The sequence below is a fragment of the Streptomyces carpinensis genome (genome assembly GCF_002154505.1).
GTDB classification, from domain to species: Bacteria; Actinomycetota; Actinomycetes; order Streptomycetales; family Streptomycetaceae; genus Streptomyces; species Streptomyces carpinensis.
Genome location: NZ_MUBM01000620.1, coordinates 1 through 11,217 on the forward strand (window position 1 = coordinate 1; position 11,217 = coordinate 11,217).

The following is an 11,217-nucleotide window of genomic DNA, read 5'->3' on the forward strand; positions in this document are numbered from 1 at the left end:
CCTGGACGAACTCGTCGCCCACCTGGACGAGCTGGTCGCGCGGGCCGACGCCGGCGGGACCGTCGACGAGGGCGTGGGCATCACCGGGGCCACCTGCCTGTACGCCATCTACGACCCTGTCTCCGGGGTGTGCAGCGTCGCCAGCGCCGGCCACCCGGGTCCTGCCCTGGTCCGCCCCGACGGCACCGTCACCTTCCCCGACACATCCCCCTCGCCGCCCCTGGGGCTGGCCGGCGGTCTCCCGTTCGAAACCGCCGCACTTCAGCTGCCGGAGCGCAGTCGGCTGGCCCTGTTCACGGACGGACTGGTCGAGAACCGCCGGCGCGACCCGGACACCGGCCTGGCGCTGCTGCGAGACGCCCTGGCCCGCTCCGGCCCCGGCCTCACCCCGGAGGAGACCTGCCAGGCGGTCCTGGGCGCCCTGCTCCCCGAACGCCTCAGCGACGACGTCGTCCTGCTCGTCGCCCGCACCAGGCTGACGGACCCCGGCCAGGTCGCCGACTGGGAGGTGCCCGCCGACCCGGCGGCCGTCTCACGCGTCCGCTCCGAGGCCGTCCACCAGCTGGATGCCTGGGGCCTGAACCTGATGGCCTTCAGCACCGAGCTGATCGTCAGCGAGCTGGTCACCAACGCCATCCGGTACGGCGCCCAGCCCATCCACCTGCGTCTGCTGCACGATCGAAGCCTGATCTGCGAGGTCTCCGACGGCTCCAGCACCTCCCCGCACCTGCGCCGGGCCCGGGTCACCGACGAGGGCGGCCGCGGCCTGTTCCTGGTCGCCCGGTTCGCCCAGCGCTGGGGCACCCGCTACACCTCCCGGGGCAAGGTCATCTGGACCGAGCAGGCTCTCCACGGCGCAGGCCCGGAACCCGACCTGGACCTCGCCGACGTCCTCCTCGACCAATGGGACGCCTGACCGGAACCGCCGTACGGCCCGGTGACCGACGGCGGGTGCCCCCGGCACGCGTATGTTCCGCGGTCGGCCGGTGGGTGCTGCCCGTCGCGCTTCGCTGTCGGCCGGCGCAAGCAGGTGGCACCTGTCAGGCGAACACGGACAGCAGGAGAGCCATGCCGAGTCCGAACACGCCGACCAGTGTCCGGACCACGGTCTGGGTCTTGGTGGCCTGGGCAGGTCCATTCCGAACGACTCCTTCACCAGGCCTGCGGCGGCCGAGGCGATGGCGCCGCCGATGCGAGTCCTGCAGGACCTGCTTGAACGCTCCCCCGCCAACGATGACGAGGAGGATCGCAGGTATGGACTTCAGGCTGTCGGTCGGGGAGGCGCGGGTCTCCTCACCGGAGCGGCCGCTGCCGGCGACCCACACGACCAGGGCGAAGAGCGGTCCGGCGACCATCGCCACGAGCGGCTCCCCGACGAGGCCGAGGACGGCCCGGCGACCGTCGCAGGCGGCTGCTGGACCTGCCCGAGGACTGCGTGGGCCGCGACCTCGCCCAGCTCGGCGTCGAGGGACGACTGCCCGACGTCCTGGCCGGAGACGTCCGACCGGCCGGACGAGGTGGTCGTCCGGCACGGCCGGGTCCTGGTCATGAACCGTATGACCGTGGTCAAGGACGGAACGGCCGCTGGGTTCCGTCACCACCCTGCGGGACCGCACCGAACTCGCCCGGCTGGAACGCGAGATCGGATCCTTCCGCAGCACCTCGGAGCCGCTGCGTGCACAGGCCCATGAGTTCGCCAACCAGCTGCACACCGTCTCCGGGCTGATCCGGCTCGGCGAGCAGGAGGAAGTGGTGTGCTGCATCCGCGCGTTGAACCAGCGCCGTCAGTCGCTCGACATGACCAGCGGCCGGAGGGTGCGGGACACCGCGGTCGCCGCCCGGCTGATGGCCAAGGCCTCTCAGGCCGCCGAGCGCGAGGCGATCCCGCGCGTCTCGGACCGCACGGCACTCGACCGGCCGGCCCCCGAGGACGCCGCCGATGTGGCGACCGTGCTCGGCAACCTCGTCGACAACGCGATCGACGCCGCCACGACCGGACACAGTGCGGGTGCGGGTACTTCCACGCCACCGGCAACGCCGACGTCTCCCTGCGCTACGGCACCGCCGGCCGTCCGGAACGGCGCTACAGCCGGTGGACTTGAGCGTCGTCCGTCACGTCCGGGACCAAGCGCCGGCCCGATTCCCCACAGGATTCATCGTCGCCCTCGGCGCCTCCCCGCCCGGCCGGCGCCTCGTGATGTGTCACCTGTTCTCGTACTCGTCGTGGCGGCGCCACCAGAAGCCGGTCTCGTTGCGCCCGAGCGGCGCCCGGTCGAGCCACTGGTACATGCCCCACAGGACATCCAGCCCGCGCTCGTAGGCCGAGTAGGTGTGGTACACGACGCCGTCCTCGAGGGCGAACGCGCTCACGCCGGGCCCCTCTCGCCTGTACGTCGGCCAGTCGGTGCCGACCGTCCCCGCCATCTCGACCAGTACGGGACTCTCCTCGCCGGTCTCCGGCGGCCGTACGTCCATCGTGCGGAAGTTGTACTCGACGACTCCCGACTCCCACTCCTCCTTGGTGTGCGCCACCCCGAAGTCGTGGTTGAAGTCGCTGCCGGACGAGGAGGCCCAGGGGAAGCTCCAGCCCATCCGCCGCTTGTAGGCCCGCAGTTTCGCCAGCGGCGCCCGTGACACCGCGCAGAGCGTGACGTCGTGGTGCGCGAGGTGGACGACGGAGCCGTCGAAGCCGTCCGCGATCGCCGAGCAGGAAGGACACCCCGCCCGGTAGTCCGGCCCGAACATGAAGTGATAGACGATCAGTTGCGAGCGCCCTTCGAAGAGATCCGCCAGGGTCGCCGCACCCTCGTCGGTCTCGAAGCGGTACTCCTTGTCGACGCGCACCCAGGGCAGCTCCTGGCGCTGTCGCGCCAGTGCGTCGCTGCGCCGGGTCAGCTCCTTCTCGGCCTCCAGCAGCTCCAGCCGAGCAGCCAGCCACTCCTGACGTGTTCCGGTCTTGTGCGCGGTCATGGTCCGTGTCCCTTCCACGTCCTGCTGTCCTCGCTGTTCGTCCTGCCTTTGTCGTTCCGTGCCGTCCTCTCGCGAGCCCGGCATGATCCAGACGAGAGGCCCTAGTCGTCTTCCGCCGCCTCGGCGATGCGCTTGATGTTCGCCAGGCGCCGATCCCAGTCGGCCGCCAGCGAGGCCATCCACCGCGCCGTCGCGTCCAGCGCCGCGGGTCGCACCGCGTACCGCACCTCGCGTCCGACCCGGCTGCCGGAAACCAGTCCGGCGGCGTCCAGGACGGCGAGGTGCTTGACCACCGCCTGGCGCGACACCGGGAGCCGTTCGGCGAGGGTCGTCGCCGTGGCCTCCCCCTGTGCGGCGAGCAGATCGAGCAGCTGTCGTCGTGTCGGGTCGGCCAGCGCGGCGAGCACGCTGTCGACAGCCGCGCCGTCGCCGCGCCGTTCGTCCGTCACACGGACGACTGTTCTTCGGCGCGCTTCTTCAGCGCGTCGAGCTCCAGGGGCCAGCCACCGGTGTTGTCCTTCACCGCCCTGCTGCGCAGTTCCTCGGACCCGGCGAGCGTCGCGAACCCGCTTTCCACGACGCGGAGCCGTGTCGCGCCGCCCTCCGGGGTCAACGTGAACTCCACGAGGGTGCTGTTGTCCTCGCGCAGCTCTTCTCCGGGGAACGCGCTGGCCCAGCGGTAGGCCAGGTAGGTCGGCGGCTGGATCTTCTCCACGCGCACCGGGAAGTCTCCGTACTCGGGGTTCCTCGCCACCATCGTCTCGCCTTCCCGGGCCACGCTGCCGGGCAGGCTCGCCTTGTCGGCCACCCAGAACCCGGGCTGGGCCACCAGTGACCAGACGCGTTCCAGGGATGCCTCGATCAGGGTTTCGCGTTCGATCCGGTCTTCGCTCATGAGGGGCTCCTTCACTTCCGTCGTCGAATGTGCAACTCCAGAGTTGCACGACGAGACATTAGACGCAACCTGACGGTTGCACTTCGACGGAATGAGGCAGATCGCCTGGGCTCTGGTCGTGATGTGCCGACGCGCGGCGCGGCGGCGGTCGGCCTTCATCCGGCCGATGCGGCCGGATCACCGGCCCTGGCGGCCGCCCGGGGAGGAGCCGTGCGGGCCGGCCGCGGCGTCACTGCCCGGCGGCGCCGGCCGGCGCGTTCGTCCGCCGTGCCATCCACGCGGCGACGAGCGCACCGGAGATGTTGTGCCACACCGAGAAGACGGCGGCGGGCAGCGCGGCGAGCGGGCTGAAGTGGGCGGTCGCGAGGGAGGCGGCGAGGCCGGAGTTCTGCATGCCGACCTCGAAGGCCATCGCACGGGAGGCGGGCCGGCCGAGACGGGAGAGCCGTCCGCAGCCGTAGCCGAGGGCAAGCCCGCAGCCGTTGTGGATCACGACCGCCAGCAGGACGGTGAGGGCGGCGGACTTCAGGGCGTGCGCGCTGCCCGCGACGACCACGGCGACGATCGCGGCGATCGCGAGCGAGGACAGCCACGGCATGGCGCCGAGCACCCGATCGACCAAGCGCCCGGCGAGCAGGCGCACCACGAGCCCGGCGACAACGGGCAGCAGCACGGTCTTGAGGATGTCGGTCACCATCGACCCCGCGTCGACGGGCAGGTACTGGCCTGCGAGCAGCAGCGTCAGCGGAGGGGTCAGCAGGGGCGCGAGGACGGTGGAGACGGTGGCGACGGAGACGGACAGCGCGACATCGCCGCGGGCGAGGTAGGTGACCACGTTGGAGGCGGTGCCGCTCGGCGCGCACCCGACGAGGATGACGCCGGCCGCGAGCGCGGGTGACAGGTGCAGCAGGTGCGCGATGAGCCAACCGAGCCCCGGCATGATCACGTAGTGGGCCGCCAGGCCGAGAAGGACCACCCAGGGCCGGCGGGCCACGCCCTTGAAGTCGTCGAGGGACATGGTGAGTCCCATGCAGAACATGACCACACCGAGGAGGTAGGGCACATCGGTGCCGTACGCGGCGAACGTGCCGGGAAGAGCGAGGCCCGCCGCGCCCGCGAGAACCACTAGGACGGGAAAGACGGTGACGGCTCGGCGGGCGGCGCGGTCCGCCGGGGCGGAACCGGCCGCGTTCGGGGTCGTGCCGGTGGTCGTGCGTGGGGCTTCGGAACTCTGCATGTGATGCATGTAAATGCCACGCATCTATCTGGGCAACACCGTCTCGCGATCTGGGCCATGCGCTCGGCCGCAGTCGCGCCGACGACCGCCGCGACTGTCAGACGGTGGCCTCCCGAATGAGGGCGAGCAGGGAGCGCAGACGATCGCGGTCCTCGGCGGTGAGCGCCGCCGTGGCCTCCGCAAGTGCCAGGCGGTCGATTCCCTCCGCTTCGCGGTGGCAGCGCCGGCCCTCGTCGGTCAGCCGCAGCAGGATCGCCCGCCGGTCCTGCGGGTGGCGCACCCGCTCCACCAGGCCGTCACGTTCCAGGCTGTCGACGATGGTGGTCGTGGTCCGGGCCGCGATCCCCGCCATCTCGCTCAAGTCCCGCATCCGCAGGGGGTGTTCGGCCCGGGCCAGCATCCGCAGCGCTCGCAGCCGGGCAACCGACGCGCCCTCCTTGCGCAGCCGGGCCTCCACGAACTGCCTCAGCCGGTACGTCGTTTCGTAGAGCTCGTCGACCACGATGTCGCTGCTGCCGTGGACCGCCATGGCGCTTCCTCTCTCTCACCGCGAAACCCATTCTATGAGCAGACACATAGTGTGTATGCTCAGCATGTGCCTCCACGTCGCTTCGCGCTGTCTGTTTTCTCCGTTTTCTCCAATTCCCCCTCCCGTCTCAGTCAGCGGCTCGTCGTCCCCGTGATGTGCGTCTCCGTGACCTTCATCGCGATCGTCGACGGTGCGATCACCACTGTGGCGCTGCCCTCCATCGCCCGGCAGTTCCAGCTGACGACGGCGGCCCTGGACGGGGTGGTCGTGATCTACCCGGTCTCGCTGGCCATGGCCATCCCCGCATCGGCCTGGCTCGTCGAGCGCTTCGGCGGCAAACGTGTCCTGCTGACCGCCCTGGTCGGGTTCCTCACCGCCTCGCTGCTGTGCGGCACGGCTGCCACCCTCGGCCAACTCGTCGCCTACCGCGCGCTGCAGGGACTGTCGGCCGGTGTGCTGTTCCCCGCCTCGGCCGCCCTGTTGTTCGCCACCTTCAGCTCCTCGGAGCAGGTGCGCATCTCCCGTTACATGATCATTCCCCAGCAGATCGCCCCGGCCGTCGCCCCCGTGCTCGGCGGGCTGCTGGTGGATCACCTGACCTGGCGCTGGGTCTTCTACGTCAATCTCCCGGTGGGCCTGCCGGCCGCACTGTTCGGAGCGATATTCCTGGCCGGGCACCGCGGCAGCCGGCCCGGCCGCTTCGACCTGCCCGGCCTGCTGCTGAGCGCGGGTGCGCTGGGCACCGTGATGTTCGGCATCTGCGAGGGCCCCAACCGCGGCTGGTCGTCAACCGCCGTCATCACCTCGCTGGTGCTCGGCACGGGGCTGCTGGCCGCGGCCGTCGTCGTCGAACTGAGGGTGCGCCGACCGCTGCTGAAGCTCCGTCTGTTCGGGGACCGGCTCTTCAGGGACACCAACCTGATCAATCTGGTCGGTCTGGTGCCCATCCTCGGCGCCATGTACATCGGCCCGTTGTTCCTGCAGCAGGCACAGAACCGCACCGCTCTGGAGTCCGGCCTCACCACCTTCCCCGAGGCCTTCGGCGTCCTGCTGACGGTCCAGGTCGTCGGCGTGCTGTACGCCAGGGTCGGCCCCCGCGTCATCGTCGGCTGCGGCATGGTCGGCGTGTGCGCGGTGCTGCTGCTCTTCGCCACCTGCGACGCGCACACCGGTCTGTGGACCTTCCGCGGCTACATGTTCCTCCTCGGCGTCGCCATGGGCAGCTTCTTCATGCCTACGACAGTGGCCTCGCTGGCCACGGTCGACCGGCGGGACCTGGCCCACGCCTCCACCCTGAACACCGTCGTACGCCAGACCGGTGGCGCGCTCGCGCCGGCGGCGGTGACCACGGCCCTCGTGCTGGGCACACCGCCGACGGCTGCCGCCGACCCGCCCGTCGCCGCCTACCAGGACGCCTACCTCGTGCTCGCCGCGCTCGCCGCAGCGGTCGCGGTCTTCGCCTTCACACTCCCCGACGGACCCGCGCGCGCAGCCGCCGGCAGCGGGACGGCCACCGTGGGCCGGTCGGCGTTCCTCCGACGCCGACGCGAACGGATCGACAGGTAGCACGCGGAACGCGAAGTGATGCGGCGTCAGGCGTGGGGACCTTGTCAAGCAGCGACCCGCCTCACGGGTCGTCAGTTTGCCGCTGCTCCATGAGTGACTAGGCGTCAGGAAGATTCACCCCTAGGGCCTAATTGTGCGTCAATACGCCGATCTGACATGGCTCTTTGTCACCCGGCCTATCCGCGGGAGCGGTGCACGGGACGCCCCGGATACCCCGATCGGCCCTCCGGCGATACCGCTTCCGATTTATTCGATATGACAGCTCTTAGTGGCATTAGTACGTTCAACACACATCGGCTGCCGAACCGACCCCTCCCTGAGAAGGAGAAGCAGCGCCATGATCCTGAACCGTTCGCATGCGATCACTGCCGCCGTTGCGGCTGCCTCGGCTCTGGCCTCTACCGGCATCACCTACGCCTCGGCCGCCGTAGCATCGTCCCTGGTAGCCCCCACCGTCCGGCAGGTGCCCGCTCCCGTCCAGGTGCCCTCCGGCGGCGACACCGGGAACGGCAGCGCGAGCAAGGGCAACGAGGGCAACGAGGGCAACCACGGAGGCAACCGCCACCACCACTTCGAGGAGGGCTGGATCCACATCAACGAGCGGTCCTACTCCGCCCACCCGGGTGGCTGCATCACCGTGGTCAGCGGCCTGGGCTCCACGAGCCTGAACGTCCGCAACGACAGCCGCCGGACCGTCGAGGTCTTCCGCGGCGTCACCTGCGACAACGGTGCCCCCGTCGCCACCGTCGGGCCCCGCAGCTCCGCCAACGGCATCACACCGGGGACCACCAGGGCCGTGGTCGTCAAGGACGGCGTGGTGGGCAGCTTCCGGGTGGTCGACGACCACGACTACGGCGACTACGACGACTACGATGTGTGAACAGGCCCACGACGCAGAGCCCCGGCCCGCCGTAATCGGGCCGGGGTTCCGCTGTGCCGGTGGGCCGGCACGTCAAGCCCGCTGGGGGCGGGCTGGATCGGTTCAGACGCCTGGGAGTCCGGCGGCGCTCCAGGCCGCGTACTCCTGGCGGACGTAGGGGCGGCGGCCGAGGTCGAACGCGATCGAGTCGGGGCGGTGGGGACCGGCCATCAGTTCGGGGTGGCGGCGGTCGTACAGCACGAGCTCTTCGGCGGTCCGTATCGCGGCGCCGACCGCGCCGGTTCCGGGGGCCTCCAGCGCCATCCGGTCCATGAGAGCGGCCCGGCGCAGCAGACGGGCGCGCTCCGCGGCCGCCGAATCGACGGGCGGGCCGGTGACACCCCTGGCCTGGCGGCCGTCGCGTTCGGCACCGAGCGCCAGCACCTCGTGCATCTCTCGGCGCAGGCACGGAGCGTTCGCGTACGCCTGGGACGGGGGCGGGGCGTCGAATCCGTCGCCGGTGTGGGGGTCGACGTCCGCGCTCATACGGCCGTCGGTCCGCCCGGTGCCGGCGCCACAGCCCTCGCACCGCACCGTGTCGTGGTGGGTGCCGTCGTCGTAGACGGCCGGCAGGTCCGCCGGAGACCGCACCGGCACACGAGCCGGGCCGGGACAGCCGTGCGTGGGGCAGGGGATGTGCGCCTCGAAGCGCCACTGGCCGGCGTCGCGGCCGCTTCCGGTGGCCCGTCGCCACTGCGCTGCCGGGGTGCCGGGCCGGGCGTACGACCGCGGCTCGCACTCATGGCCGGGGGCGGTCATGCCGGGCACCGCAGGTGGGCGCGGACCTCGCGGCCGCTGCGCGTCTGACGAACCTCGGTCGACTGCGCGAGGCACTCGACGATGCCGGTGCCACGGCCGTGTTCGTCCGGGGCGACGTCATGTCGGCGGTGCTGCACGGCAGTTCCGGAGTCGGTGACCACGATGTGCAGGGTGTCCTGGTCGAGGGCCAGCAGCAGCGTCATGGACTCTCGGCCGTACTGGGCGGCATTGGCGGCGAGTTCGTCGACGATGAGGACGGCGGAGTCCCGCTCGCTGCCGGGAACGCTCCAGCAGTCCAGCAGGTCTGCGGCGAAGTGACGAGCGGCGGAGACATGCGCCTCGTGCGCGGGCAGGGTCAGCAGTGCCTGGTGACGCCAGGGCCGCCCGAGCGGTGCGTTCGTCTGAGGGGAATCGGTCACGAACATGGTCTTCTGGCTCTTCTGTGCAAAGTGCGGAGGCCGGAGCGTGGGGCCGCCGAGGACGACGAGGGGCGCTTGCTGTTCGAGGATCTGCAGGTGTGCGCTCATTGAGTTTCACGAGCGGCGGACGCCGAATGGTTCGACTAGTTCGCGGCTTTTGTCGGATTTCTCGGAGTGGGTGTCCATGCCGGCGGACAGCCTGTGCGCGGGCCGCGTCGCAAGCAGTCGACCGCGCCCACCAATGGGTGCGCCAGGGGTGCGCCGGAGAGCCGCCCGGCGGGTGCCGGGCCGCCTCAGGCCCGGATCGTGACCAGCTTCTGACCGTTGCCCGCGACGATCTCGAAGTGCCCGATGGCGGCCGGGGACATGGCGACCGCCCCTGGGATCATGGTGCCGGTCGGGTACTCGCCCGCCCGCCAGGTCGCGCCGTCGACACGGGTCCCGCCGGGCCCGACGGCCTGCAGACGGCAGGTGATTCCGGCGGGCGCCCCCTTGGCGGAGACCTGCAGCACGCTGCCCCAGGCGGCGGCGGAGACCTTCACCGACGCGGAGACCCCGGTGACGGGATCGGTTCCGGAGAAGGTGCGGACAGGAGCCGACGTGGTCGGTGCGGGCGGCGTCGCCTCGGTACCCAGGCTTCCGCTGGCGGCCAGCCAGGTGCCGCCGGCCGCCGCCGCGATGAACGTCAAGGATGCGGCGGCCCCCGCCAGTTGCATCCGCCAGGTCCTGCGGCGCCGGGCCGCGGCCTGCTGGAGCATCCTGTCGAGCATCCCCGCCTCGGGCGCCTGCTCCTTCGCAGGCTCGTCGGGCCGTGCGGCCGGGGAAGGCCGCATGCTCTCCGCCGCCCTCGCCACCAGCCGGTCGGCCAGCTCGTCACCGGGCGTGGGCACCGCCTGGCCCGCGACTTCGGCCGCGGTGACCGTCGAGAGCAGTGCGGGAAGTCCTGCCAGCCTTGCGTGCTCCGCGCGGCACTCGTCGCACGCCGCGACGTGGGCGCGCACCTGTTCCATCTCCGCGGGGGGCAGCGCGCCCAGCACATACCCTCCCAGCGCCAGCCGGAGGCCTTCGTGATCCGCGTTCTCGTTCATGGTCCACACCTCCTGCCGTGCGCGTTCATGGCTCGATGCCCCGTTCCTGCAGTGCCAGCCGCAGGGCCTGCAGGGCGTAGTACGTCCGCGACTTCACGGTGCCCAGCGGAATGCCCAGCACAGCCGCGGCCTGTGCCATGGTCCGGCCCCGGTAGTACGTCTCCAGCAGCACGGCGCGGTGGTCCGGGGAGAGCGTCCGGACCGCGTCGGCCACCGCCCAGCTCTGCAAGGCCTGCTCGATCTGGTCCTCGCCCGGCGTCTGCTCGGCGGCCCGCTGAAAGGCCTCGCCGTCGGCCTCGGCCGGCCTGGCCTGCCGGGCCCGGTGGGCGTCGATGACCAGGTGCCGGGCGACCGTGCACAGCCATGCCCGGGCCGGGCCGCGTGCGGGGTCGAACGCGGCGGGGTGCTGCCACGCCCGCAGCAGCGTCTCCTGCACGACATCCTCGGCCCATTGCCGGTCTCCTGAGGTCAGGCGCAGCACGTAGTGGAACAGGGGTCCCGCGTGCTCGGCGTACAGAGTGCGAAGCAGTTCCTCGTCGGCGGTCGAAACGGTCCCTTTATCAGAGACACGGCGCGCGGAGCGATCCGGATCGGCCGTTGGCCCACGTTTTCTGGAACTCCAGGGCATATGCCGATCATCACACATATGTCCTGCTTTTGCCCCGCAACGCATGGCGCGGAGCCGGTGGCGCTGCGGGCTGTACGACCCCTGGCAGGTCGACGAGATCACAAAGAAGTCTCACAAAAGGTGCGCATCCACCGAACCGCACGGCACCTGCCACCCGTGAAGGCAGACAAGGGCCAATAAACACGACATTCCACACCCCCTCCCCCC

The 11,217-nt window shown here is 71.1% G+C and carries 12 protein-coding genes and 2 pseudogenes; 4 read left to right on the plus strand and 10 right to left on the minus strand.

Annotation, left to right across the window (positions count from 1 at the left end; all coding sequences use genetic code 11):
• The coding region (locus BZY54_RS47085) for an ATP-binding SpoIIE family protein phosphatase (RefSeq protein ID WP_158104031.1) at positions 1 to 916 on the plus strand (916 nt) is incomplete at its 5' end.
• A gap of 124 nt (positions 917 to 1,040) precedes the next feature.
• Here the strand turns inward: BZY54_RS47085 and BZY54_RS47090 are convergent.
• A pseudogene (locus BZY54_RS47090) lies at positions 1,041 to 1,382 on the minus strand (GntT/GntP/DsdX family permease); the annotation flags it as partial.
• 23 nt (positions 1,383 to 1,405) lie between these two features.
• On the opposite strand from BZY54_RS47090, the pseudogene BZY54_RS47095 reads away from it, so the two are divergent.
• Positions 1,406 to 1,989: pseudogene (locus BZY54_RS47095) on the plus strand (sensor histidine kinase); the annotation flags it as partial.
• A 213-nt stretch (positions 1,990 to 2,202) separates the two neighbouring features.
• Here BZY54_RS47095 and BZY54_RS47100 read toward each other — a convergent pair.
• The 5 genes from BZY54_RS47100 to BZY54_RS47120 form a co-directional block, all read right to left on the minus strand.
• The gene (locus BZY54_RS47100) at positions 2,203 to 2,970 is read right to left on the minus strand and encodes a DUF899 domain-containing protein (protein ID WP_086731440.1); all 768 of its coding nucleotides are present in this window, start codon (positions 2,968 to 2,970) and stop codon (positions 2,203 to 2,205) included.
• 101 nt (positions 2,971 to 3,071) lie between these two features.
• A complete protein-coding gene (locus BZY54_RS47105) occupies positions 3,072 to 3,419 on the minus strand; it encodes an ArsR/SmtB family transcription factor (RefSeq protein WP_086731441.1) in 348 nt (115 codons plus the stop codon).
• Positions 3,416 to 3,865 carry an SRPBCC domain-containing protein gene (locus BZY54_RS47110; RefSeq protein WP_086731442.1) on the minus strand — a complete coding sequence of 150 codons (450 nt, stop codon included), beginning with the start codon at positions 3,863 to 3,865 and terminating at the stop codon, positions 3,416 to 3,418. Before BZY54_RS47110 ends, BZY54_RS47105 begins: the two co-directional genes overlap by 4 nt.
• A gap of 229 nt (positions 3,866 to 4,094) precedes the next feature.
• The gene (locus BZY54_RS47115) at positions 4,095 to 5,102 is read right to left on the minus strand and encodes a bile acid:sodium symporter family protein (RefSeq protein ID WP_086731447.1); all 1,008 of its coding nucleotides are present in this window, start codon (positions 5,100 to 5,102) and stop codon (positions 4,095 to 4,097) included.
• Between the two features lie 97 nt (positions 5,103 to 5,199).
• Complete coding sequence (locus tag BZY54_RS47120) at positions 5,200 to 5,631, minus strand: MarR family winged helix-turn-helix transcriptional regulator (protein ID WP_086731443.1); 432 nt, start codon at positions 5,629 to 5,631, stop codon at positions 5,200 to 5,202.
• 153 nt (positions 5,632 to 5,784) lie between these two features.
• Between BZY54_RS47120 and BZY54_RS47125 the strand changes: the two genes are divergently transcribed.
• Positions 5,785 to 7,197, plus strand: coding sequence for a DHA2 family efflux MFS transporter permease subunit (locus tag BZY54_RS47125; protein ID WP_086731444.1), 1,413 nt, complete (start codon positions 5,785 to 5,787; stop codon positions 7,195 to 7,197).
• 337 nt (positions 7,198 to 7,534) lie between these two features.
• On the plus strand, positions 7,535 to 8,077 hold the full coding sequence (locus BZY54_RS47130; protein ID WP_244217691.1) for a hypothetical protein: 543 nt from the start codon (positions 7,535 to 7,537) through the stop codon (positions 8,075 to 8,077).
• Positions 8,078 to 8,179: 102 nt separating this feature from the next.
• On the opposite strand, the gene BZY54_RS54315 is transcribed toward BZY54_RS47130, so the two are convergent.
• From BZY54_RS54315 to BZY54_RS47150, 4 genes are all read right to left on the minus strand, one after another.
• The gene (locus BZY54_RS54315; RefSeq protein WP_244217692.1) at positions 8,180 to 8,875 is read right to left on the minus strand and encodes a hypothetical protein; all 696 of its coding nucleotides are present in this window, start codon (positions 8,873 to 8,875) and stop codon (positions 8,180 to 8,182) included.
• Positions 8,872 to 9,402 (minus strand): ATP-binding protein, encoded by a 531-nt coding sequence (locus BZY54_RS47140; RefSeq protein ID WP_244217693.1) that lies wholly within the window; start codon positions 9,400 to 9,402, stop codon positions 8,872 to 8,874. The genes BZY54_RS54315 and BZY54_RS47140 overlap by 4 nt, the downstream gene beginning before the upstream one ends.
• A gap of 185 nt (positions 9,403 to 9,587) precedes the next feature.
• Positions 9,588 to 10,382: an anti-sigma factor family protein gene (locus tag BZY54_RS47145; RefSeq protein ID WP_086731445.1), complete on the minus strand. Its 795-nt coding sequence runs from the start codon at positions 10,380 to 10,382 to the stop codon at positions 9,588 to 9,590.
• A 25-nt stretch (positions 10,383 to 10,407) separates the two neighbouring features.
• Positions 10,408 to 11,010, minus strand: coding sequence for a sigma-70 family RNA polymerase sigma factor (locus BZY54_RS47150; protein ID WP_086731446.1), 603 nt, complete (start codon positions 11,008 to 11,010; stop codon positions 10,408 to 10,410).
• Positions 11,011 to 11,217: the final 207 nt, after the last annotated feature.

What these genes read in the sequence shown, in the direction of transcription:
- BZY54_RS47100 (WP_086731440.1), bottom strand. Translation starts at nt 2,970, where the DNA reads ATGACCGCGCACAAGACCGGAACACGTCAGGAGTGGCTGGCTGCTCGG.
- BZY54_RS47110 (WP_086731442.1), bottom strand. Translation starts at nt 3,865, where the DNA reads ATGAGCGAAGACCGGATCGAACGCGAAACCCTGATCGAGGCATCCCTG.
- BZY54_RS47115 (WP_086731447.1), bottom strand. Translation starts at nt 5,102, where the DNA reads ATGCAGAGTTCCGAAGCCCCACGCACGACCACCGGCACGACCCCGAAC.
- BZY54_RS47120 (WP_086731443.1), bottom strand. Translation starts at nt 5,631, where the DNA reads ATGGCGGTCCACGGCAGCAGCGACATCGTGGTCGACGAGCTCTACGAA.
- BZY54_RS47125 (WP_086731444.1), top strand. Translation starts at nt 5,785, where the DNA reads ATGTGCGTCTCCGTGACCTTCATCGCGATCGTCGACGGTGCGATCACC.
- BZY54_RS47130 (WP_244217691.1), top strand. Translation starts at nt 7,535, where the DNA reads ATGATCCTGAACCGTTCGCATGCGATCACTGCCGCCGTTGCGGCTGCC.
- BZY54_RS54315 (WP_244217692.1), bottom strand. Translation starts at nt 8,875, where the DNA reads ATGACCGCCCCCGGCCATGAGTGCGAGCCGCGGTCGTACGCCCGGCCC.
- BZY54_RS47140 (WP_244217693.1), bottom strand. Translation starts at nt 9,402, where the DNA reads ATGAGCGCACACCTGCAGATCCTCGAACAGCAAGCGCCCCTCGTCGTC.
- BZY54_RS47145 (WP_086731445.1), bottom strand. Translation starts at nt 10,382, where the DNA reads ATGAACGAGAACGCGGATCACGAAGGCCTCCGGCTGGCGCTGGGAGGG.
- BZY54_RS47150 (WP_086731446.1), bottom strand. Translation starts at nt 11,010, where the DNA reads ATGCCCTGGAGTTCCAGAAAACGTGGGCCAACGGCCGATCCGGATCGC.